The sequence below is a fragment of the Balneola vulgaris DSM 17893 genome (genome assembly GCF_000375465.1).
GTDB lineage: Bacteria > Bacteroidota > Rhodothermia > Balneolales > Balneolaceae > Balneola > Balneola vulgaris.
Genome location: NZ_AQXH01000003.1, coordinates 103,838 through 128,285, shown reverse-complemented (window position 1 = coordinate 128,285; position 24,448 = coordinate 103,838). Strand labels below are relative to the sequence as shown.

General features: G+C 38.6%; 19 protein-coding genes and 1 tRNA gene. 10 read left to right on the top strand and 10 right to left on the bottom strand.

All coding sequences use genetic code 11. From position 1 onward, the window contains the following. The 3 genes from B155_RS0109280 to B155_RS0109270 are packed head-to-tail and all read left to right on the top strand — an operon-like array spanning position 1 to position 4,421. On the top strand, positions 1-2,358 hold the full coding sequence (locus B155_RS0109280) for a 3-hydroxyacyl-CoA dehydrogenase/enoyl-CoA hydratase family protein (protein ID WP_018127994.1): 2,358 nt from the start codon (positions 1-3) through the stop codon (positions 2,356-2,358). A 9-nt stretch (positions 2,359-2,367) separates the two neighbouring features. Next, positions 2,368-3,561 (top strand): thiolase family protein, encoded by a 1,194-nt coding sequence (locus B155_RS0109275; protein WP_018127993.1) that lies wholly within the window; start codon positions 2,368-2,370, stop codon positions 3,559-3,561. A 2-nt stretch (positions 3,562-3,563) separates the two neighbouring features. Further along, complete coding sequence (locus B155_RS0109270) at positions 3,564-4,421, top strand: SDR family oxidoreductase (protein WP_018127992.1); 858 nt, start codon at positions 3,564-3,566, stop codon at positions 4,419-4,421. Positions 4,422-4,430: 9 nt separating this feature from the next. Here B155_RS0109270 and B155_RS0109265 read toward each other — a convergent pair whose 3' ends face one another. The 5 genes from B155_RS0109265 to B155_RS0109245 form a co-directional block, all read right to left on the bottom strand. Next, the gene (locus B155_RS0109265; protein WP_018127991.1) at positions 4,431-5,282 is read right to left on the bottom strand and encodes a Gfo/Idh/MocA family oxidoreductase; all 852 of its coding nucleotides are present in this window, start codon (positions 5,280-5,282) and stop codon (positions 4,431-4,433) included. A gap of 104 nt (positions 5,283-5,386) precedes the next feature. After that, positions 5,387-5,566 carry a PspC domain-containing protein gene (locus tag B155_RS0109260; protein WP_018127990.1) on the bottom strand — a complete coding sequence of 60 codons (180 nt, stop codon included), beginning with the start codon at positions 5,564-5,566 and terminating at the stop codon, positions 5,387-5,389. Between the two features lie 144 nt (positions 5,567-5,710). Further along, positions 5,711-7,483 (bottom strand): M56 family metallopeptidase, encoded by a 1,773-nt coding sequence (locus tag B155_RS13830; RefSeq protein WP_018127989.1) that lies wholly within the window; start codon positions 7,481-7,483, stop codon positions 5,711-5,713. After that, positions 7,480-7,863, bottom strand: coding sequence for a BlaI/MecI/CopY family transcriptional regulator (locus B155_RS0109250; protein ID WP_018127988.1), 384 nt, complete (start codon positions 7,861-7,863; stop codon positions 7,480-7,482). The genes B155_RS13830 and B155_RS0109250 overlap by 4 nt, the downstream gene beginning before the upstream one ends. Positions 7,864-7,946: 83 nt before the next feature. Then, positions 7,947-9,050 carry a fatty acid desaturase family protein gene (locus B155_RS0109245; protein ID WP_240386274.1) on the bottom strand — a complete coding sequence of 368 codons (1,104 nt, stop codon included), beginning with the start codon at positions 9,048-9,050 and terminating at the stop codon, positions 7,947-7,949. 173 nt (positions 9,051-9,223) lie between these two features. Between B155_RS0109245 and B155_RS0109240 the strand changes: the two genes are divergently transcribed. Together B155_RS0109240 and B155_RS0109235 are read left to right on the top strand one after the other, a co-directional pair. Next, entirely contained in the window at positions 9,224-10,696 is a 1,473-nt protein-coding gene (locus B155_RS0109240) for a hypothetical protein (protein ID WP_018127986.1), read from the top strand. A gap of 54 nt (positions 10,697-10,750) precedes the next feature. Continuing rightward, entirely contained in the window at positions 10,751-12,115 is a 1,365-nt protein-coding gene (locus B155_RS0109235; protein WP_018127985.1) for a replication-associated recombination protein A, read from the top strand. Between the two features lie 7 nt (positions 12,116-12,122). Here the strand turns inward: B155_RS0109235 and B155_RS13625 are convergent, their stop codons facing one another. Continuing rightward, positions 12,123-13,403 (bottom strand): sensor histidine kinase, encoded by a 1,281-nt coding sequence (locus B155_RS13625; protein ID WP_083902129.1) that lies wholly within the window; start codon positions 13,401-13,403, stop codon positions 12,123-12,125. Positions 13,404-13,586: 183 nt separating this feature from the next. Here B155_RS13625 and B155_RS0109225 point away from each other — a divergent pair, with 183 nt between their 5' ends. Beyond that, positions 13,587-14,132, top strand: coding sequence for an NADPH-dependent FMN reductase (locus B155_RS0109225; RefSeq protein ID WP_018127983.1), 546 nt, complete (start codon positions 13,587-13,589; stop codon positions 14,130-14,132). On the opposite strand, the gene B155_RS0109220 is transcribed toward B155_RS0109225, so the two are convergent. The 3 genes from B155_RS0109220 to B155_RS0109210 all read right to left on the bottom strand — a co-directional run bounded on the left by B155_RS0109220 (position 14,129) and on the right by B155_RS0109210 (position 17,024). Then, a complete protein-coding gene (locus B155_RS0109220) occupies positions 14,129-14,833 on the bottom strand; it encodes a response regulator transcription factor (RefSeq protein ID WP_018127982.1) in 705 nt (234 codons plus the stop codon). The genes B155_RS0109225 and B155_RS0109220 overlap by 4 nt on opposite strands. A 64-nt stretch (positions 14,834-14,897) precedes the next feature. Continuing rightward, on the bottom strand, positions 14,898-16,550 hold the full coding sequence (locus B155_RS0109215; RefSeq protein ID WP_018127981.1) for a sensor histidine kinase: 1,653 nt from the start codon (positions 16,548-16,550) through the stop codon (positions 14,898-14,900). Between the two features lie 90 nt (positions 16,551-16,640). Then, on the bottom strand, positions 16,641-17,024 hold the full coding sequence (locus B155_RS0109210) for a response regulator (RefSeq protein ID WP_018127980.1): 384 nt from the start codon (positions 17,022-17,024) through the stop codon (positions 16,641-16,643). 509 nt (positions 17,025-17,533) lie between these two features. On the opposite strand from B155_RS0109210, the gene B155_RS0109205 reads away from it, so the two are divergent. Then, positions 17,534-19,255, top strand: coding sequence for a sensor histidine kinase (locus B155_RS0109205; protein ID WP_026167297.1), 1,722 nt, complete (start codon positions 17,534-17,536; stop codon positions 19,253-19,255). Positions 19,256-19,489: 234 nt separating this feature from the next. Continuing rightward, on the top strand, positions 19,490-19,855 hold the full coding sequence (locus tag B155_RS0109200) for a hypothetical protein (RefSeq protein ID WP_018127978.1): 366 nt from the start codon (positions 19,490-19,492) through the stop codon (positions 19,853-19,855). Positions 19,856-21,132: 1,277 nt separating this feature from the next. On the opposite strand, the gene B155_RS0109190 is transcribed toward B155_RS0109200, so the two are convergent. Next, a tRNA-Leu gene (locus tag B155_RS0109190) sits at positions 21,133-21,219 on the bottom strand. A gap of 134 nt (positions 21,220-21,353) precedes the next feature. Between B155_RS0109190 and B155_RS0109185 the strand changes: the two genes are divergently transcribed. Together B155_RS0109185 and B155_RS0109180 are read left to right on the top strand one after the other, a co-directional pair. After that, positions 21,354-21,908: a porin family protein gene (locus B155_RS0109185; protein WP_018127976.1), complete on the top strand. Its 555-nt coding sequence runs from the start codon at positions 21,354-21,356 to the stop codon at positions 21,906-21,908. Between the two features lie 129 nt (positions 21,909-22,037). Continuing rightward, positions 22,038-24,290 carry a RelA/SpoT family protein gene (locus B155_RS0109180; protein ID WP_018127975.1) on the top strand — a complete coding sequence of 751 codons (2,253 nt, stop codon included), beginning with the start codon at positions 22,038-22,040 and terminating at the stop codon, positions 24,288-24,290. Positions 24,291-24,448: the final 158 nt, after the last annotated feature.

Here is a 24,448-nt window from a genome sequence, read left to right as displayed (position 1 = left end):
ATGAAATCAGGAAAACGAAGAATTCGAAAAGTAGCCGTACTCGGATCGGGTGTAATGGGAAGCCAAATAGCCGCTCATTGCGTTAACGCTGGCCTTGAAGTAATCCTTTTAGATTTAAAAAGTGAGGATGCTAAACAACCTAATAAGATGGTTGAAGACAGCTTAAAGAAGATTCAAAAGCTGAAACCTGCACCTTTCGGAAAGAATGATTTCATACATCGTATTGAAATAGGCAATTTTGACGACGACTTTGATAAACTCGCTGATTGCGATTGGATATGTGAGGTGATCATCGAACGGATGGATATCAAAAAGTCGATGGTAGCCCGCATAGATGAAATAAGAAAAAAATCGGCCATTGTAAGTTCTAATACTTCTGGCTTACCTATCCATGAGATAGCAGAAGATTGTAGCGAAGATTTTAAAGCCCACTTTTTAGGAACACATTTTTTTAACCCACCTCGGTATATGAAATTACTGGAGGTGATTCCTACTCAAGCTACCGATTCAAGCGTCACTGAATTCATGCAAAGATTTTGTGAGAAAGTATTGGGCAAAGGAGTGGTAGTTTGTAATGATACCCCAAACTTTATCGCCAATAGAGTCGGGATTTTCTCCATTGGTAGCATGATGCCTTATTTCTTTGAGGGTGATTTCAGAGCCGAAGAAATTGATTTACTCACGGGTACATTAACAGGCTATTCGAAGGCTGCGACTTTCAGAACGGGGGATATGGCTGGTTTAGATGTAACTCTTCATGTTGCAAATAATATTATTCCCGCCATAGAACATGATGAACGCCAACAAGTGTTTGACCTGCCTGAGAAGTTCAAAGAAATTGTAGCATCAGGTAAAATTGGCAATAAAGCTGGAGAAGGATTTTATAAGAAAGTACAACAGGGTAAGAAACGTGAGTTCTTAGTTATTAATCCTGAGACTTTAGAATATGAAAGCCAGCAAGAGCTAAACGATCCACTTCTGGATGAAGCACAAAAAATCAAAGACACTCGTGAACGGCTAAAATTCCTAGTAAATAGCGAAGGGCGTATTGCTGATTTTATTTGGCAAACTCAGAAGGATTTATTGTTATATGCTGCGAATAGAATCCCAGAAATAACAAGCTCACCATTAGCGGTAGATCGTGCAATGAAATGGGGGTTCAATTGGGAATTAGGCCCATTCGAGCGTTGGGATGCATTGGGTGTAGAAGACACAGTTGAACGATTGAAATCTGAAGGAGAGGAGATTCCAAAATTGGTTCAAGTACTCCTTGCCAAAGGCCATACTTCCTTTTATAAAGATGATCAGGTGTATGATGCCGACGAATCTCAACAAATACCGATACCTCCAAAAGCAGTAGGGCAACTCACAGCTTCAGAAGTGAGAAGGTCAAACACACCAGTATTTGAAAACAACTCTGCTGCTTTGCATGATATGGGAGATGGGGTTGCTCTGTTCGAGTTTAAAACCAAGAACGCTACTTTAGGCTTTGAGTTGGTTCAATCACTTGAAAAGAGTTTAGACCTAGTAGCAGAAAAGTTTGATGCACTAGTACTTGGGCATGATGGAGACAATTTTGCTTACGGCGCCAATTTAATGGAAGCCCTACAAGCTCACCAATCAGGAGATTGGGATAAAGTGGTAGAAGCCGTGACAGGATTTCAACGTACAGCAGTGAAGTTGCGATACAGCCCCTTCCCAGTGGTAGCAGCTGCTCATGGTAGAACCTTAGGCGGTGGAACAGAATTTTGTTTGTATGCCGATAAAGTAGTAGCACATCACGAGTTATATATGGGCCTCGTTGAAATTGGGGTGGGATTAATTCCAGCTGGAGGTGGAACTACAGAGCTCTTAAAAAGAGCCATGTATAAATTAGAAGGTGAAGCCGATCCGCTACCGTTTATAAGAGAAGCATTCAAAGTAATGGGTATGGCAAAAGTTTCTGAAAGTGCTCATCAAGCAAAAGAAATGAATTTTCTTCAAGACACAGATCTCATCGTTATGAATAGAGATTTACTGTTAGCGCAGGCCAAAGAAGCAGCACTTAGTATGGTAGAAGAAGGCTACCTACCCCCAGCTAAAACCAATATACAAGTGTTAGGAGAAACCGCTTTAAGTGCATTAAAATTGATGCTATATGTTATGCATGAGTCTAAGTTCATAACAGATTATGATAAGGTTGTAGCTGAACGCCTAGCCTTTGTACTTGCCGGTGGTGATTTAAGCGAAGCTCAAAGTGTTCCCGAAGAATATCTATTGAAATTAGAAAGAGAGGCTATTCTGAATTGCTTAAAGGATGAACGAACACTCGCCCGAATGGAGCACATGCTCAAAACTGGAAACCCCCTAAGAAATTAAGAGAAGATTATGTCGAACTTAAGAGAAGCTTATATAGTTGCAGCAAAAAGAACGGCTTGTGGTAAAGCTAACAAAGGCTCATTGAGGTTTACGCGTCCGGATACCTTAGGGGGTGAAGTAATCAAAGATTTACTATCGAGTATTCCTTCAATTCAGCCTGAGATGATTGAAGATGTGATAATGGGATGTGCGTTTCCGGAAGCCTCACAAGGATTGAATATTGCTCGCCAAATTGCACTGTTAGGTGGGTTACCCGATAAGGTGCCTGGTGTAACCGTAAACAGATTTTGTTCCTCAGGATTGCAGACCATTGCAATGGCCTCTGAACGCATAATGGTAGGAGCCGCAGATGTGATGATTGCAGGCGGTGTGGAATCTATGTCGCTTGTGCCTATGGGGGGTATGTCGGTACAACCGAATCCAACTTTGGTGAATGAATCACCCGGTATTTATATCAATATGGGCCTTACAGCTGAAAATGTAGCTTCTAAATATTCAGTAAATCGTGAGGATCAAGATGAGTTTGCATACCATAGTCATCAAAAAGCGATAAATGCATGGGAAAGCGGTCGCTTTGATGAGCAGATAACTCCAATTCAAGTTACCGAGAAAAAGGTAAGTGCAGAGGGTGAGATCATCGAATCGAACTTTACGTTTCAAAAAGATGAAGGCCCAAGAGGGGATACTTCCGTTGAAGTTCTAAATAAACTGCGTGCGGTATTTAAAGCAGGTGGATCTGTAACGGCGGGTAACTCTTCACAAATGAATGATGCGGCTTCGGCTGTACTAATAGTGAGTGGTGAAAAAGTAAAGGAACTTGGGTTAACACCTATAGCTCGTTATGTGGGATTTGCTGTGGCAGGAGTTGCCCCTGAGTACATGGGCATTGGACCTGTTGAGGCTATTCCAAAGCTAATGAATCAAACAGGGTTAAAGCTTTCGCAGATAGATTTAATAGAATTAAATGAAGCTTTTGCCGCACAATCGCTTGCTGTAATGCGTGAACTAGATATGAACCCAGACATCACCAACGTAAATGGCGGCGCTATTGCAATGGGACATCCTCTAGGGTGTACAGGTGCTAAATTAACCACTCAAATTCTTCATGAAATGCAGTTGCGGAAATCTAAATATGGATTAGTGACGATGTGTATTGGTGGTGGAATGGGTGCAGCAGGAATCTTTGAAAACCTAAAACGATAACTATGTTTAGTGAATCTACTCTAGCAAATAATACCATTTTAATTACAGGCGGTGGAAGTGGATTAGGCCTTGCCATGGCTAAAGGGTTTTGTCGTTCTGGGGCTAATGTAGCTATCTGTGGACGTACAGAAGAGAAACTTATCAAAGCTACTAAAGAGATAGAGAACGAACGTGAAGACTCGAAAGTAGGCTACTATATTTGTGATGTAAGAGATCATGATGCCGTAAGTAAAATGATTGAAGCGGTCGTGGCTGATTTTGGAAGCTTAGAAGGGCTAGTGAATAATGCAGCGGGTAACTTCTTGTCCGCTTCGGAAGACCTAACCCCGGGCGGCTTTAAAGCGGTGGTGGATATAGTTCTGCATGGAAGCTTTAACTGTACACATGCTTTTGGTAACTACCTAATCGACAATGAAAGAGAAGGAAATATTCTGAACATCGTTACCACCTATGCTGAAAGTACAGGGTGCGCATTTGTTCTACCATCGGCGTGTAGTAAAGCGGGAGTATTAGCCATGACTCGATCTTTGGCCTTTGAGTGGGCAGAATACGGAATACGTGTAAATGCCATTGCGCCAGGTCCATTCCCAACAAAAGGGGCTTGGTCGAGATTAGTGCCTTCCAAAATATTTGAAAAAAAGTTCATCAATAAGATACCGATGAAACGCTATGGTGAACATGAAGAGCTGGCGAATTTAGCTACCTTCTTGATGTCAGATTTAGCTCCATTCATTACCGGTGAAAGTGTGGTAATTGATGGCGGTGAACGATTGCAAGCAGGTCAATTCAATTTTATAAACGATTTGATGTCGCGCAAAAAGTTAAAAGCAGCATTTAAAGCAATGCGCCCTAAAAAATAACGGCTCGCTTTAGAACATTTTTAAGCGCTGTTCTACTTTCTCCACTAGCTGAGATAGTTGCAGGGCATCATAGCTTGAATAGGCTGTTTCTGTATTCAGTTGAACCGCTTTCAAGAAGAGGAGAGCGGCTTTTTCAGCTGCTTTGGAAGGGTCAAATTCTTGCTTTCCAAAAAATAAATGGCTTCCATCGTTAAGCCTTCCAATTCGAATTTGCTGTTTGGATACATTACAGTCTAAGACTTCCGTTTTTGAGCAAACAATTCGTTGATGCTGGTTTTCATCAGAGGCCGCATAAATAGAAATGTTAGCCGATGACCCATTATCGAATCGAAGTGAAAGAATGATAGCTACAGGGTTAGTGTCGTCTAAATACTGTTGTTTCGCTTCAATATGATGAATGCCACTATTTATCCATTTTAGAGCTAATCCGAGTTCGTCAACCCATGCGTTTCTAAACTCTGATAAGGCATCAATCATAGTATTTCGATTGATATGCTTGGTACTTATAAGTAAGGATGGACGATGCATTGAGTTCATCATCCATTGAGTGGCTGGCGCGAGTGTAGGCCAATGCGAAAACTGAACTTTAACTCCGGCTTCTTTTGAGGCCCGATGGATGCGTTCAATCATTTCCCCTTGTGTGGGCTGCTTTGCAATTAGAAAAGTATGATATCCGTGTTGAACGGCATTGAGAACAACTTCTAAGTTGTTTGGAGTATCATTTAAAATGAAACAGGCATCAACCTTTCCAAGCTGTTCTACATTCGATACTAAATCTACCTCACTCACAATGGCATGTGGACGTAAATGCTTTTCCCATGCTACTGTGCGTGTTGCGTCACCAACTAAACCAACTTTCATATGCTTAAAAATTTGTTGGCCTAAGATGCTAAGAGAAGGTGTATTAAACAAGAAAAGCTCAGCATAAGTATATGTGAGCTAATAGGGTTTAAAAAAGAGTGTAATTAGTCGGGCATTACAATAGCCAAGATAAAGTAAGCAAGGATGGCCATTCCATAACTGAAAGCGAATATCACGAATAAAATACGAACAATGGTTGGATCCCATCCTAAGTATTCAGCTATACCAGCACAAACACCAGCAAGCATTTTATCTTTTCTAGACTTTCTTAATTTAGCAGGCATATCATATAAAAATTAATTGCAATCGGCTCTTGGTACGAAGGCTTTCCGGTAAGGTTTCAAAATAATATAAATAAAAAAAAGAGGAGCCTAAGCTCCTCTTCACCTATATATATGCTACTATGTAATAGATGTATTATGAGTCTTTTAGAACTCAGAATCAGTTAGTTTAAATAAAATTGGTAGCGACATCTGAAGGGCTACTTTTCTGCCGCGCTGCTCACCAGGTTTGAACTTAGCTTCACTTACCACTCGCAAAGCTTCCTCATCACAACCAGCTCCAATTCCACGAACTACTTTAGGGTCGATAACGTCCCCTTCTTTTGAAACTACGAACTGAACCGTAACTCTACCTTCAATGCCCTGATCAATCGCTTCTTGTGGATAGTTTACTTTGCTTTGGAGACCTGTCATTCCACCAATAAGTTCAGGCATGCTTTCAACTATAATGAAAACCTCTTCATCGGTAGGCTTTTCTTTAATATCGCTGATTTCCTTTAAGCCATATTTCGATTCAAAGGATCCATCTTGTAAATCGGTATAGGCAATAGTCATGAAACGAACGTTCTGATCTGATTTTGCATAAAGCTTAGCCCAAACTTTCATTGGTACATCAGAGATTTTGCTAGCTTTATTTTGAATTTCAATCGAGAGTCCTTTCAAACTAAGATTGATGGTTTCGTCTTGAATTCTTCCCGCTTCCTTTCCTCCTTCAAAAGGTTGAGTGGAAAGTATAAGCGTTCCAAAACCACCCATATTAAAGCCCATCCCACTTAATGCGTTTACTTCAATTTTATCGTTTACCAAATTTTCTGAAGTAGCTACTTCATTTCCATTCACAAAAATGGTGGGATGGTCGATGTTCAAGTTAATGGCGTTTAGTTCTTCAGGGGCTAATTGGTCGCTATTGCGCATGTCGGTACAGGCAATAGGTGCTACTATAGCTAATGTCATAATAAGTAAGAGCGACAGCCCATGCTTAAACGACGATTTATGAATGTTATGTTGTTTCATTGTTTCGATGCGTTTTTTTATTGTTGAGTTATTTAAAGCCATGTTCATAATGAGTGATTCATGACCTCGATTTATCGTTATTAATTCTAAAAGTAGTTGAGCGTAATTTTTTGGGTTCACATCTGTAGTTCGAAGCACTTCTATATCACATGAAACTTCTCTGTACGTTTCAATTTCAGTATTACCAAAACGAACCAGAGGGTGGAACCAAAACAGTGATTGAATAACTGAAAGGGCGAGATTAAGTAAGTAATCTCCACGTTTAATGTGGATCAACTCGTGCTGAACAGCCATCTGAATTTTATCATCATTTTGTTTAAGGCTTTCAGGGAGTACGATGAGAGGAGCTCTCCAACCAAATGTAAAGGGACTTAAATTTTGAGGGTGGTAAGCTACAGATATTTTCTTTTTCGAAGCCTGTAATGATAGTTCATCGCCCTCTAATTCCTGTTTTTGCAAGCTACTTTGTAGCTGATGAAGCTGAGTATAATTGAACATCAGCTTTATCAATGAAAGAATGGATATAACAACAAATACAAAGGTTACAAATCCAATTAAAAAGTTGGGTTCCATCCAGTTTGTTTGATTGGATACGAGCTCAGATATACTGGATTCAGAGGGGGTGCCAATAGGATTATTAAATATGATAATTATCGGACTAAAGGCCTCTTTCAGTTGATTGGCTGGCTGTATGTAATTCAATAGATAAGTAGCCATTAAACCCGTTGGCAAAGCAAATAACGTTGCAACACGAATGTGGTAATGATACAAAGGGTCTAAATTTGGCAGACGCTTTAGCACGAGAAAAGTAATGGCTGCTATGGCCGACCAAACTAATACGGGGAACCAAATGGTGTCGAAAACGAAAGCACCAAACAGTTGAAAGAAATCAAACAGGCTACTCATGATTCATCCTCCATTTTAGAAATAAGGTCTTTGAGTTCCTTTATATCTGCGTCTTCTAAATTTTCAGCTTTAACCAATGTCTGAACAAGAGCAGATGCAGAGCCTTTAAATACCTTCTTCACCAGTTGATCCACTAAATTTAGCCGAACATTCTCTGGTTTGATAGCTGCTGAGTAAATGTACGTTACACCCTGCTTTCTGAATTTTAGATACCCTTTGTCGTTGAGGTTTTTCATTACCGTCATTACGGTGGTGTATGCCACTTTTCGTTTAGCCAGGATACGTTTTTGAACATCAGCAACGGTCGCTTCACCAAGCTCCCATACATGATGTAATACTTCCATTTCAGTTTCGCCAAGAGGGGTAAGTGATTTTCTCATAATTACATAATTTAGTTCCTACTAATATAATAGTATTAAATACTAAGTCAATAGTAGGATGTAATTATTTGTTACGAGCTATCTTAGGCGAGCGAGGGAGACCAAGTAAAGTTTGGGTCTCCGAATTTTTTTAATGTCTTATAATGAGATTGAACAGCTTCAGTAAAAGTATCATGGCAGTTATAAGGAATGCCGAATTCTTTGGCTGTTTCTTCAACAATAGGACTAATTTTTGGATAATGTATGCTACACACTTTTGGAAATAAGTGGTGTTCAATTTGGTAATTCAACCCACCGATGTACCAAGATAATACCTTGTTTTCTCTAGCAAAATTATTGGTAGTCAACATTTCGTGTATCACCCAATGATTCTCAATCATGTTTTGCTCATTGGGAATAGGGTGTGTGGTTTCTTCCACTACATGAGCTAATTGAAAGATGATACCTAGTATAAGTCCTGCAGTAAGGTGAAGGCTTACAAAACCGATGGCGAGCTGATACCAAGTTATATCCAGGAGTAAGTATGGCAATACTAGGGTGTAAGTGTAATACAGAGCTTTAGTAACAATTAGTATCACCCATTCCTTTAAAGGATGCTTCTTGTTTTCGTAAGGTCCTAATTCCGGTTTGAAGAAGTACCAATAGTCTTTCACAAAAACCCAAAATAAGGTAGCAAAGCTATAAGCGGGGAAGGCTAAAATATGTTGAAGCCGATGAATTGGCTTGTATTCAGAGTGCGGTGATAACCGAATAAACTCAGCTACTTCTAAATCTTCATCATGCCCGTGAATATTTGTGTAAGTATGATGAATGATATTATGGGTTATCTTCCAGATGTAACCATTAGCTCCAGCAAGGTCGAAGGTGAGCCCAATGAGCGTGTTTACTTTATTATTGGAAGAGTATGAGCCATGCAGCGCATCATGAGATATTGAGAAACCAATACCTGCCATGCCAATACCCATTACTAGGCAAAGTACCCACATTGTAGATAGTGGCAGTCCCCCAAATAATATTCCTAAATAGGCACCTACATATACTGTTAATATGATGAGTGTTTTTAATACCATCTGAACATTGGCATGCTTCGAAATGCCTTGTTCATCAAAATATTGTTGTACTCTGTTCTTAACCGCTTTGCTGAACTCGCGATCAATTTTATTATTAAAGCTAACTTTTTGTGCCATTGCCATCCGTATTATATATCAAGATAATACTAATTCGAAGGGGGGATAGAAAGTTCAATACTAAGTTTTATAGAATTCTATAATTCACGATTAAAATGATATTTATACTGCACAATTTTGGAATGCGAATGCATAGTATTTAGTTAGATTACTAAGAATTTAATAGACTGAGAATGAAGAATATAAATAGCTACAGGAAGTTTGTCCGAAACGATCATGACCCTAATAATGATGGTGATTATGTACTGTATTGGATGCAAATAAACAGACGGTTTCGATATAACTATGCCCTTGAATATGCCGTTGCTTTAGCTAATAAGCACGGAAAGTCGTTATTAATCTATGAAGGCCTATCAATTGATTACCCCTGGAGTAGCGATCGTTTCCATACTTTTATTATGGAAGGGATGAAGGAAAATCTAGATTATGCCAAAGAGCATAACATCCCATACTACAGTTTTGTGGAGCCTAAAAAAGATGCGGGTAAAGGGCTTTTCTATGAGCTTGCTGAAAAGGCATCAGCTGTCGTTTCTGATGAATACCCTGTTTTTGTGGTTAGGCAACATAATGAGCGAGTAGCTGATAAAATAAATGTGCCTTACATCACCATAGATTCAAATGGGATTATCCCCATAGGTGTAACAGATAAAGCACCTTATTCGGCCTACCTTTTTCGAAAGACTATGCAGAAACATTTTAAAGAAGGGTTCACTAACCCACCTAAGAATAATCCTTTGGATGACTTAGTGGAGAAAGAATATTCATTGCCCAAGGAGTTCTTAGAAAAGTATCCAGCCGCCGATAGCATGTTGGAGGATATCCCTAGTGCTGTAGAATCTCTTGATATTGATCATAGTGTTCCTGCTACCGATGTAATAGGGACTAGGGCAGCGGCACTGGGGAAATTAGGTCAATTTATAGGGCATGCATTGTCAGATTATGAAGAAAGGAATCACCCTGACAAAAAGAAGGCAAGTGGGTTAAGTCCTTGGTTGCACTATGGAAAGATAAGTGAATATGAAATTGTTCGGGCGGTATTAGAACATCAACCAGAGGGTTGGGACTTAGATCAGTTAACACCGAACGGTGGAAAAAATACAGGCTTTTTTAATGGTGACGACAGCATCCAATCGTTTTTGGATGAAGTGATTACTTGGCGTGAAGTGGGTTTTCATTATGCACATCATACAGAGAACTATGATGAGTTTGATTCCCTTCCAGATTGGGCACTCAAAACAATGGAAGAACATAAAAACGACGAACGTGAATATGTGTATAGCTTTGAGGAGTTAGAGCAGTCTAAAACACATGATGAAATCTGGAATGCAGCTCAAAATCAGCTTCGAGAAGAGGGCATAATCCATAATTACCTGCGAATGCTCTGGGGTAAGAAAGTTATTGAATGGACTCCAGATCATCGAACAGCCTTAGCATATCTAATAGAGCTTAATAACAAATATGCATTAGATGGGCGAGACCCAAACAGCTACTCGGGTATATTTTGGTGTTTTGGTAGGTTTGATAGAGCTTGGCAAGAGCGGCCAATATTTGGGAAACTAAGATATATGACGAGCGAGAGTACTCGAAAGAAAGTGAAACTAGACGAATACCTATCCACCTATGGCAATCAAAAAGCGCTGTTATAACTTTGCTAAGGGTTTATTATAAACATATATTGTACATGTAATTACAATTATGATATGGACTTATTTAACACCAACCCTTCTGATACTTCCTCCGATCAACCTTCAATGTCTCAAACAGATTCTAGTGAACCGTTAGCAACCCGAATGCGTCCACAGTCCTTGAGTGAGTTTGCAGGCCAAGAGCATTTAGTTGGTGAAGGGAAGATGCTTCGTAGAATGATTGAAAGTGGGGTGATCGGATCATTAATTTTTTATGGCCCACCTAGTTCAGGAAAGACTACACTTGCGAATGTTATCTCAAAAGAGATTAAGGCTAGTTTTCAGGTAATCAATGCCGTGCTTGATGGTATTAAAGAGCTGAGATCGGTTGTAGAAAAAGCGGAGAAACTGAAAAAATTGAATGGCCGGAAGACTATTCTTTTTGTGGATGAAATTCATCGATGGAACAAGGCTCAACAAGATGCTTTATTACCTCATCTTGAATCAGGCATCATTACTTTAGTGGGAGCAACTACTGAGAACCCATTTTACTCTCTGGTAAATCCATTGCTTTCTAGATGCCAATTATTCGAACTACATCCACTTAACCAGGGGGAAGTTCGAAGGATGCTAGTACGAGCCTTAGAGGATGAAGAAAAAGGACTTGGAAGCGTTGATATAAAGGTGGAGAAAGAAGCACTTGATCATTTAGCTGAATATGCGGGTGGGGATGTAAGAAATGCACTAAATGCTTTAGAAGTAGCGGTATTATCTACCAAGAAATCCGAAGATGATAACATTAATATTACACTTAGCATTGCAAAGGAAAGTATTCAAAGGCGAAATGTGAGATATGACCGAACAGGTGATGAACATTATCACTATGCATCTGCTTTTATAAAGTCGATGCGAGGGTCAGACCCAGACGCTGCATTATATTGGATGAATGCGATGTTAAATGGGGGAGATGATCCTAATTTTATATTCAGACGCCTCCTAATTTTTGCTAGTGAAGATGTGGGTATTGGCGAACCAAATGCATTATCAATCGTGAATTCATGCCATGAAGCATTCTTAAAAACGGGTATGCCTGAAGGGATGTATTTTTTATCTCATGCCTGTATATATCTAGCACTTTGTCCGAAGAGTAATAGCACAAAAGCAATATTCGAAGCTCGTTCTGAAATAGAGAATTATGGAGTTCAGGAAGTGCCGGCCTATCTAAAGGATAAAACAGCAAACAAAGTATCGGCACGATATTTAGGCGTTGAAAATGCTTCTAAAGACTATAAGTATCCACACGCTTATCCGGGAAATTGGGTGGAGCAGAAATACCTTCCACATAAAATAGATCATAAGAAATTTTATGAAGCAGGGGTAGAGGGGAGGGAAGGTCTACTTATAAAAAGGCTCAACGAGCTAAAGAAAAGAAGTACCTAAACGGCGATTAATCTGGAGAATGATATACTTTAGGAAGAGAAATATAGAAGGTAGATCCTTTCCCAACTTCACTTTCTACCCATATTTTACCGTTATGTAACTGCACAAGTTCATGACATAAGCCAAGTCCAATTCCTGTTCCCTGCTCTTCATTAGTTCCTCGGGTACTTTGGAAATTATCGTTGGAAAAGAGAAGCTCTTTTTGAGCAGGTTTTATACCAACGCCTGTATCTGAGACACTTACCACCACTTCATGTTCATGATTGTGGCCTTCTATAACAATTAATCCGCCTGCTGGGGTAAACTTTAACGCGTTAGATATTAGGTTGCGTAATATGGTAAGCAGTCCTTTGGCATCTGCTTGTATCTGAATGTTAGTATTCTTTTTCCGAATATGAATCTCTTTGCTCTTTTTATGTTCACTAAGCAAATCTATCGATTCATTAACGTATCGATCTAAATCTAATACACTAACGTTGATTTCTAATTTGCCCGATTGCGTGGTAGCCCATTCTAAAAGGTTTGATAATAGGTTACTTGTACGAGTTGTGGTTTGAGAAATAAGTGAAGAGTATTCTTCAACTTGATCGAGTTCTCGTCGTTTAGCAGCTGTTTTTATCATTTCGCTTAAGCCTGAAATACCCATAAATGGTGATTGTAAATCGTGCGCAATGATTGAGAATAATTTGTCTTTAGTTGATACTAAAGCGGAGAGTTCATCACTCTGCTGGTTAAGGAGCTGGTTATTCTTCTTGAGTTCAGTGATAAGTGAATCGCGAGCTTCGTAACTCTGGTCTAGGGTTTTTAAAAGAAAAAATATTACATATACATACCCTGTAAATACACAGATTAACGTGATTGCACTCTCTCTTAAAAAAGGATCATTTGATAAAAATATTACTGAAGTAAATTGAATCAGGTAAAATATTAAACAGGTTGCAAATACAGGCTTGCTAATAATGAGGCCGAGAATTGGTAAAATCACCCAAAATATGAGTGAATTCCTCATATAAAAGGCTGCAAAATTTGTGTGGGTAAGCTCTAAGTAAGGAGCTACCATCAAATTGACCATCAATATGATGATGAAAGAAGAAAGAGCTACTTCAATGCTTGGTTTTTTGATCCAAAAATATAAAAGTGAAATTATTGTGAGACTTGTAGTAAAGTAATTTAAATAGACCGTGCCATCGCTCATGTAAAAAAAGACGGTATCAGATATGTATCCAATAATCGCAACAATTCCTATGAACGACACTACCCTCGGATCTTTTATGAAAAGATGTGTCATCACTTGTACACTACTTTAGCTATCTTAAAACTCTCTACTACTAGTTGTATAAAACCTAAACTATTATCGGCTTTATAATCGATAATTAAGGCTTAAATTGGTAGTACAATGTAAATTTTATTATACAATGCGAAATAGGAATTATTTTCGGTAGGAAATGTTCCGTGTATTTAAAAAGAAAGAATGAATTTAAAGATCATCAGTGCGACGGATAGGCCTAGTTCTTGGGCTTTACGAATTTCAAAATATGTGTCCAAATTATATACCAATGAAGGAGTGAACGCTGGAGTTGTTTCATTGGAAGACTTCCCTTTAATGGATGCCGTTGGCGGGAAGTACGGCAAGGAAAGTGATCGCATTAAATCTTTTAGAGAACCTGTGCTTAATGCAGATGGTTTAGTGTTTGTTATTCCAGAATATAATGGAAGCTTTCCGGGGATTTTAAAACTATTTATCGATTATCTGCCTTTTCCTGAAGCCTTTCAAAAAATGCCTATGGCTTTTATCGGTGAAGCATCCGGAGCCTTCGGTGCATTGCGAGCTGTTGAGCAATTTCAGATGGTAGCAAACTATAGAAATGCGCTTCAATTTCCTGAACGCGTTTTTATACCTAGGGTGAGCAAAGAGTTTGATCCTGATACTGGACTCAAGGATGATTTCAAGCAAAATTTACTTGAGTCGCAAGTATCAGAGTTTATCAAATTTGTAGCAGCTAATACAGAATCTTAGCTGGTTTTGAGCATATACCCAACGCCATGCAGGGTAATGAGATAGCGAGGATCGTCGGGGTGTACTTCAATTTTAGCACGAAGCTTTGAAATGTGTACATCAACGGTTCTCGTATTCGTGCTATATTCATAGCGCCATACTTTTTCGAGGAGCTCATCACGCGATACAGGACTGTTGGCATTCGAAAGTAAGTATCGAATCAGCTCAACTTCACGAGCAGTCAGTTCAACAACTTTGTCGCCTGGGTGATATGCTTCGTTTTCAGATAAATCAATTTTTACTTCCCCTAACTTCAAGATGTCTACTACATCTGTGTTAGAATAAGTACCAGAACGTCGTAAACGAGCCTTAATTCGGGCTAGTAGTTCCTTCACACCAAACGGCTTTGTAAGATAGTCATCCGCACCTAATTCAAGACCTTTTACCTTGTCTGTTTCCTGGTCTTTGGCGGTTAACATGATGATGGGGAAAGTAAACTTTAGCTCTCTGATCTCTTTACAGATATCATAGCCGCTTTTACCTGGTAGCATGATGTCGAGAATCATGAGGTCTGGGCGGTGTTCTTTCACAAGATCCACAGCGCCTTCACCTTCTTCACTAACTATAACTTCAAACCCTTCACTTTCTAGGGTATCCTGAAGTGTGAAAATTAAGCTAGGCTCATCTTCAACAACTAGGATTTTATTTTTCTTATCACTCATGAAATGCTGTCCTTAAAATTTATGACGCTGATTATACCATTTTTTCCAAGCATTTTACAATTTCTCAGTCTTTTATCTTGGGAAATGCAATCTTGAAAATAGTACCCTTTCCATATTCACTTGATACCGAAATACGCCCTTTATTTAATTCTATGAGGCTTTTTACGATGCTAAGTCCTAAACCATGGCCTTTTGTTTTAGCCACTAAGGTTTCTTCAACTCGGTAAAATTTCTTAAAAATATTCTTAAGCTCTTTTTTCTGTATCCCAACTCCATGATCCTCGATCTCAATAATGATGTGAGTTGTATCCGCAAAGATTCTATAAAGAATCACTTTTTCGTTGTTGCTATACTTAATTGCATTCTCAGTTAAATTGCTTAAAACTGTCTCGATGCTATCGCTGTCTACAAGCACTGAATAGTCTACATTAGACTCGTGTCGGTATTCAATTTCAAACCCAGCTTCCTCGATATATTCTCTATTCTCATTTAAATACTTTTCAACCAATTGCTTCATGTTATGGGGCACTAAGTTCATGGCATTCTGCCCAGCATCGTACTTAGCCACATCAAGAAGTTTTTCGATCATTTTTCGAAGTCGAACAGATTCATCATAAATATGCGATCCATACCTTTTTAGGCGCTTAGGTTCTGTTACTCTACCATCTGCAATATTCTCTCCAGCGGCCTGCATTACAGCTAGTGGAGTTTTTAATTCATGGGTTACATTAGCTAGGAAACCCGCCTGCCTTTGGGATAAGGCGCGTTCTTTTTGAGCCGTATAAAACATGAATAACAATGATCCCATCAAAAAGAGAACTGCAGTTCCTAACACAATGATATTTTTCAAGAATGTTTCTTGATATGCGGAAGAAATCGGAGGGTTAATGAAGGCTATTTTAATATTCCAGTCACCAAAAAATCGTGGAAATCGAACGCGTTGATCAATTAGGTCTACATCAAAAGGAACCGAAGGGTCGCTACTAGCAAGTACGATATCTCTTTTATGATCATGAAGCCAAACAACCGTGCCACTTGTATTACTGGGCTCAAAGTAATTCTTAATGAGTGGAGCAATTAAGCTCTCCACTATCATGTCTTGGTTTAAGATGAAGGTGAAATAACCAACCACACGGTTTTCAGCTAAGTTGATTAACCCGATGTTCATACTTCGGTGTGCGTCAAACTCAATCATCGCTCTCCAACGTAAATCAAAGTTGTTTACTTGAATACGCGTGGTAGATCGAATTAGCCCAACGCCATCACATAATAAAGTGCTGTAATTATTGGTAGGTTGGATGCGTCTACGTTCTTTATTGTAGTAAAAGATGCTCTCATCACTAATGCATGGGTCCTTATCAACTGGGGTGTAATAAATCGAGTTGATATATGGATTGTTGGATAAATCGGCTAGAATGCTAATAAGTGTTTCCGGAGAGCGATTGCCTTGCTCAAGAGTAGCTTCTAGATCATCATTAATATTTAAAAGCTTATTAAACGGTGTATAAATTTCATCACGGACAATCAGCGTTATGTCTTCGGATTTTTTGAGCTGCCTTTCATTTTCGCTTTCCGTTACACGATTACGAATATCGTAGAGGCTAAATACATTCATTCCTGTAAGTGCAATAATGGCGCCTAATCCTACCATTAAGAGCAACCAGCGAAGAAATCGATTTCGTGCTAAAGTGTTTTTCGTTTTAAGAATTCTCATCATAGTAAAATATAAGAATCCTTAATCTCATCAATTCGATTTAAGTAAAAATAAGTGAACAAATGGTGACACTTATTGAAAGGAAGGGAGAGCTTATTTGGATAGTTTCTCGAAGTTTTTTTCGATGGACTTCCTTAGTACATCGAATTCAATCGGCTTTACTAAATAATCAAGGTAATTGGTTTCTTTGGCGCGCTCAACATGGTACGGATCTGAGTTACCCGTAATGTAGATTACCGGTACATCTGAGAATTTGCGGATTTCTAACATAGCAGAAATACCATCCATATCGCCTTCCAGTGAGATATCCATTAATATAAGATCAGGATTGATTCGTTTGGCGACTTCTATTGCTGTTTTACCATACACTAGTTCGCCTTCTGCTCCATACCCCAATTTCTCTAAGTAACTCTCGTAAAGTAGGTTAAGGATTAAGTCATCCTCAACAATCATTACGGTTTTCTGCTTTCTGTCCATAATAGAATTATTTTTCTAACCACCAAGACCACATGATAAGGTGAAACGATGATAAAGAAAATTGGAAACATTAAAAATCGAATTTAATCAAACTTAATTAACAAAATGCATTCTAATAATGAAAATGTATCCTTTTGTTAGAGTTGTTCGAGAAGAAATAGATTGGGAAGCGAGGATTTAATTTTTAGCAATAAGACTATGGAATGGCCTTTTGTGACTTTTTTACATTTTGATAAACATCTCTCTAATGATTGCGATTTTAGTAAGGTAGATTGGTTAAAATCAATGCATTAAGATTGGGATGGTTGTAATGATAACGCTGTTAAGTAGCTACAATGCAGTAACTTAAAGGAATTATAATGTTTTAAGTCCATTGATAATCGCCAATAAAGTGTTATTCTCTCGACTTAGGCAATGATCTATTGGGTTAGGGTTACGACATTATGGTTCGAAATAGGGAAATAAAGAAGCCGGGGAATTCATTTAAGCGGCTAAATGTGGACAAAAGGATGATGAGTATTCTCGTCGTTTTTGTGGTTCTTGGGATTTTTATGCTTGCCTCCATCGTAGTTACTACTAACTCATTATCGGCGCTGAGAGGCTTTGCTTCCTTTCAAACAGTATGGACCAGTGCTCGTAAAGAAGCTGCTTTTCAACTAGTGAACTACCTCAAAACTAAAGATGAGCAGTATAAAACTAAGTTCGATAGTTCATTACAGGTCATAAAAAAAGCAGAACATATTCGGCATGAGCTTTTAAAAGACGACACTGATAGAGACACGGTTCGTACTATGTTTTTAGAAACATACACCATTCCTTTTGATGTGGATCGTATGATTACCACTTTCGAGAATTTTCATGATTTCCCGGATTTCAAAGAGTCGATAGCAATCTGGGATACTTCAGATCGGTTGATCAAAGACCTTGAGCTCATTTCAGCAACTGCAGATAGTATGTTTTTGCATGGGAGCCCATCTGAAGCTGAAATTGAAGATATGATCAAGCAGGCGGTTTCATTAGATGCAGAACTTACAGGAATGCAATTTCGGTTATCTAGGTCGCTAGCCTCAGGTACTCAGTTTCTGAATTTTATCATTTATGTGGTTACTGTAACGCTTGCAGTTATTCTTATTGTTACTGGCGGAGCACTATTATTCCGATTCATGAGTAGTTTAGGGAAATGGAAACGAGAGATTGAATTTAGTGAGCAACAGTTTAGATCCCTGTTCGATCACAACCCAAATGCGGTTTTCTCTGTATCTATGGAAGGTAAAATTATGGATGCCAATGCTGCCCTAGAGAAAACACTTGGTTATTCATTAGAGGTCATAAAACGAGCAAATGTGGCACAGTTCATTAAGAAGTCGGAATTAGATAAAGTATTGACCTATTTCGAACTTACTGTAAAGGGAGAGCCACAAACTTATGAAACGGTGGTGTTGCACCATAACCACAATGAGGTCTTTGTAGAAGTAACTACCGTGCCTATTATAATTGATGGAGTGATGCAGGGTGTGTACGGAATTGTACACGACATTACAGAACGAAAGCTTTCTGATAAGGTAATTAAGGATCAGCTTGTAGAAAAAACGCATCTGTTAAGTGAAATCCATGATCGCGTTAAAAACAACCTAGCTCTTGTAAGTACATTAATTCAGCTTCAACATAATGCACTCGAGCATCCAGAATTAGACCTCCATTACCAAAATACGTTATCTCGAATTCGATCTATGGCTCTGATTCATGAGCAGCTATACCATAACGAGAATTTTTCGAGCATTAAAATTAATGACTATATAAAAACGCTTACGGATAGTTTGATTAAGAAATATCAGATCAATCCAAGTGAGTTAGAGTTAAATATTGAAGTGGAAGAGGTAGTACTAGGTATCCGCCAAGCAATTCCAACAGGGCTATTGTTAAATGAGTTGCTCACCAATGCTTTTAAGCATGGACTAAAGGACGGAAAAGGAGCTATTGGTATTTCTCTAAAGCAACAAGATGGGCACATCCTCTTACAGGTGGTAGATCATGGAGTAGGCTTGCCCGTGAATTATGATTTTAAAAAACCTAAAACACTTGGTCTTCGCCTGGTGAGCGTATTGATCAAACAGCTACAAGCTGATATGGTAGTGGCGAATAGTAAAGGAGTTGATTACAACATTCATTACAAGATTCAGGATATAAAAACTCAACGCTTCATTCAAAAGCCAAAGCTTGCACTCAACTGAGCTAATAGAGATTAAGTATTAGCGGATGTATTGTAATTGATTTTGCCATTCGGCATTCCCAACTCATAACTGCCCCTAATTGATGTTTTAAGTCTATGACTTGCATTAAGAGTTAAGTTCTATAGATTTACCGAGTGCCTTTCAAAAAATATAACTACGTAAGTGATGGAAGTCTGGAGACTTCCTAATCTATGCCTTTTAAGTTGCAAACTTAAAAGATCATTGGATTATTAAATGATGATAAAGATGAAAAAGAATAGGCCAAGAATCTTAATAGGCGTTATAGTTATAGCTATAATGCCTGTTTTTCTTATTTACATGTTAAAACCAAATTACGTTGAGTTTGAAACAACGGAAGTAAAGCCCGAATATGGAGAGAGTATAGGGTTACAAATTCAAGGACTTGAGAGAGTGCATAATAGCTTAGATTCTCTCGGTCTTGAATTAGTAGATACTAATTTTGACTCTTGGGAAAATAGGTTAGTTAAGAACAAGAAGACTTTACTCAATAGTCCTTATCCGATTTTTCCTAATTTTGAAGATGGGGACTTCTTTGTATTTACAACTGGTCTAGATTCATTTGACTGGGGGGGGGATTAAATACTTTGTATTACCACGATATACACGAATAGTTGTATTGGATATAAAAGATGATTTCCGAATTGTTTATGATGAAAAATTCAAGCAAAATATTGGCAAAGTTTTTGTCGAAGGGAATAATTTAGTTTTTCTGTATTGAAGCCCTGAATCTCCCTCAGCTGGTAAACTCAAATTCAAATAAATGAATTGGACGAGTTATGCTTGATAGGTATTAACTATAACTTATTAGTTAGGCTTAGAAATTCGAGAATTATTTCTTTTTGTAAGCCTTCTGCACTTTCTTATCCCCCAAATATGTTTTAAGTCTGTGACTCAAAACTAGCAGTATCGCAAGTCTATGACTTGCATTAAGAGCTAAATTCTATAGATTTAGCGAGTGCCTTTCAAAATTCATAACTACGTAAGTGATGGAAGTCTGGAGACTTCCTAATCTATGCCTTTTAAGTTGTAAACTTAAAAGATCGTCGGGAATTCAAATTTGGCTAACATAGATGGAATAGATGTTTACAGTTACCACTTAAGGCCTTCGTATGAAGGTGGAATGAGAGGACATAGCGTAAATACATATCTAGATTATTTAGTTGATTATTTTAGAAGTCTTGGTATTAACGTTACAGTCAGGGAGTGATAATTATGATTGGTATTCATGTAAGAAATATATTTTTGATAATGCTTTCAGGCTTAATAAGTTTGGGTATTTCGTTTGCTCGGGACTTAGATGCTCTTGGATTAGGGGCTCTATATTATCTTTATATGCCAGTATTAATATGTTTAGGAACAATCTTTATTTACTTAATTGGTGTAACGTCCACGAAAGAAAAACTGAAATTATTATTAATTGGCTGTACGACTATAAATATAATTGCAGGCTTAGTTCTTAGATTCACAACCTTTTAATTTTTAACTATTACGAACGATAAATCCAAATTCAAAGCCCTGGCAATCTGTCGGTGCTTTTTTTGGTGCTACTGAATGGCTTTAAGCTTGGTACCAAAGATGTTTTAAGTCTGTGACTTAAAACAGTATGTACTGCAAGTCTGTGACTTGCATTAAGAGTTAAATTCTATAGATTTAGCGTATGCCTTTCATAATTCATAACCGCGCAAGTGATGGAAGTCTTGAGACTTCCTAGCCTAGCCCTTTTAAGTTGCAAACTTAAAAGATCGTCGGAGAAGAGATTGTCGCGGTTGGCTCAGTATTCCAAGTTTGAACCTTACAAAGTCAAAGGGTACTAAAAACAAAAAAGCCTTGTAAAACAGAAGTTCTACAAGGCTTTGTACCGCAGGCCGGACTCGAACCGGCACTCGAATACTATTCGAATTGGATTTTAAGTCCAACGTGTCTACCAATTCCACCACTGCGGCATTGTGTTGGTGACAAGGCGCCAAATATACAACTTTAAATTGCACTAGTTCAACGATGAATTAAAGAAATTTCGCCTTGTTTCAAGATGTGGGTTTTGTAAATTTCAACTTCATCAAAAGAAACGCGATATATTATGCTTAAACGACTTTTTACCTTATTTGCCCTCGTACTTTTTACAAGCCCAGTATTTGCTCAATTTGAAATTGGAGCTTCCTATGAATTACGAGATGAAGATCCACAAAGCGGACTGGGACTGCGTGTAGAGTCTGGAATTTTAAACAGTGTGCCGTTAATTAACTTTGGCCTCCGTGCGCATTTCAGTTATTTCAGTGACGAAAACACGGTGAACAGAGATACCTTTAGTTACGATCGTGATATTCAGAACTATGATTATGGCGTTGCACTTACCGCTGGTATGGGCGTTGGACTGGTAGAACCTTATGTTGGTTTAGGCCTAGGTTCAGAAACAGTGGATTTAAAAACCAGTGATTTTCAAGGAGCAGGTCAACGTCCACAAAATGATCGTGAGTCGAATATCTACTGGAATACATTTGCAGGTGCGAAGGTGACCATTATTCCGCTAGTAAAACCCTTTGTTGAATACCGATTTACAGGGCGCGATTTAGAGATGCCCGACTTAGAAGATAAAACAGGTCGAATTATGTTTGGCGTGGTGTTGAGTCTCTAATTTGAATGAATTTCATATAGCGGTTGTGTTTAAACATGACCGCTTTTTTTATATCTCTCTAATAAAGTGGCATTCTTTTAGAAATACACTTAATTGTAAGTATAGTTAAACGATAACACTCCATAGTGAATGAGTAAAGTTCAAGAAATACATAGAAACGAATTAGCCGAGTACAAACTCAAAAAGGCTCAGAAAGAAGATCTGAAGCAGCTGCTAGAGGTATGTGAGCAATATATTGGAGACGTTAATCGGGAACAGATAGAGAAAGCATTCAAGCTTTGCTATATGTCGCATCAAGGTATGACGCGCGCATCAGGTGAGCCTTATTACTATCACCCTGTTGAAGTGGCGAAGATTGTAGCCAAAGAAATTAACATTGATGATGTATCGGTGATAGCAGCACTCTTGCATGATACTGTGGAAGACACTCCCGTTACTATCGAAGATATTGAGTACTGGTTTGGTGAAGAAGTGGCCATTATTATTAATGGGGTAACGAAGATAGAAGGCGTTTTTAAAAGCCGAGATAGCAAGCAAGCTGAAGCTTTTATGAAACTGTTGCTTTCTATGGCGGAAGATATTCGCGTGGTGCTTATAAAATTCGCTGATCGACTTCATAATATGCGGACCATCAATCACCTGAAGCGAGAAAAGCAGCTAAAGATTGCGAACGAAACAAAGCAACTATATGCTCCACTTGCTCATCGGTTTGGTCTATTCCGTATCAAAAATGAGTTAGAAGATCTCTGTTTTAAAGCCATCGACCCAACTTCATATAAGTTTGTTGCTCGGAAACTTCGTGAGAAAAAAGAATCGAGAGAAGAATTCGTTCTTGAATTCATGACACCGGTTCAAAAGGAATTAGAAGAGCTGGGATACAACTTCGAAATTAAAGGAAGGCCAAAGCATATTTATTCTATTTATAAGAAGATGCAGCGGCAACAAAAACCATTTGAAGAGATATATGACCTCTTTGCCATTCGCGTAATTTTAGAAGATCCGCACACTAAGGAAGATTGCTGGAGAGTATATTCCATATTCACAGATTGGTATACCCCAATCCCAGAACGCTTCAGAGATTTTATATCGGTTCCAAAGGCGAACGGTTATCAGTCGCTCCATACAACGGTGATTACCAATAGAGGGAAAAAAGTTGAAGTTCAAATTCGAACTCGGAAGATGGATGATATTGCCGAGAAAGGACTTGCAGCACATTGGAAGTACAAAGAAGGCGAGCAGCAAGGCTCGGAAAGCTTAGACCGTTTTGTGAATTGGGTTCGAGATGTATTGGATAATCCACGCCCAGATGCGGCCACCGATTTCGTGAAAGATTTTCAACTCAATCTATATCAAGATGAGTTGTATGTGTTCACCCCAAAAGGTGAGTTAATTACCTTGCCACATAATGCAACGGCTATAGATTTTGCCTTCGATATACATAGCGAAGTGGGTGAAAGGGCCATGGCGGCGAAAGTAAATGGTAAGCTAGTGCCCTTGCGCCAAAAGCTGAATAATGGTGATCAGGTTGAAATCATCACAGGTAACAAGATTAATCTAAATGTAGATTGGATTGATGATGTGGTTACTCATAAGGCGAAGTCTAGAATTCGTCAGTATATCAAGCAGAAGCAAAGGGCGGTAGCTGAGGAAGGACGTGAGCTGTGGATTAAAAGAGCAGAGCGTGGCAAAGTTGAGATTTCAGATCAAGAGCTTACAAAATTCGCTAAGATGTTTGATTATGAAACAACTCAGGGTCTCTTTTTTGATATAGGCACAGGAGGTTTTGATGTAAACAAACTCTTTCGTGAGGTTAAGAAGTACAAGAGCACGGGTCGTATTGAAGAAGAAGCGGCGGATGCCTCTGAAAGTGGAGGGAAGTCGGAGGAAGAAATTCAAGAAGATTACATCAACGCAGCTAGAGCGGTTGGTGATGGGAAGTCGCTAATTATAAATGGCGAGTTGAGTAATGTGAAGTATTCCTATGCACATTGTTGCAACCCAATTCCTGGTGATGATGTAATTGGTTTTATAAGTAGAACTGGTGATATCAAGATTCATCGAGCAATGTGTAATAATGCTCTTCATTTATTAGATACGGAAGGCGAGCGTATAGTAGATGTGAGCTGGGCTAAGAATATTGAGAATCACTTCTTAGGCGCTATTAAAGTGATTGGTGAAGACCGTGTGGGAATGATCAATGATATCACTGACGTACTCTCAAAGTCGCTAAGTACGAACATGAAAAGTTTAAATGTGAGTAGTGATAGTGGCATGTTTGAAGGTATTATCTCCTTGTATGTTCAAGGCTTACCACATCTGAAAAAAATTATGAAACGATTAGAGCGAGTTGAAGGTGTAAAAAGTGTTCTTAGGTACGAATAACTATAGCATTATTAATTTTTAGGAATGCATGGTTGTAACTATATTACACCAATGATTAGGATTCGCTTTAGGTTAGAGCTTAAGGAGCAAATAAAAAAATACATACATTTGCGAAATAATAATCAGGAAGGACCGTGTGAGAAAATCTCACACATAAT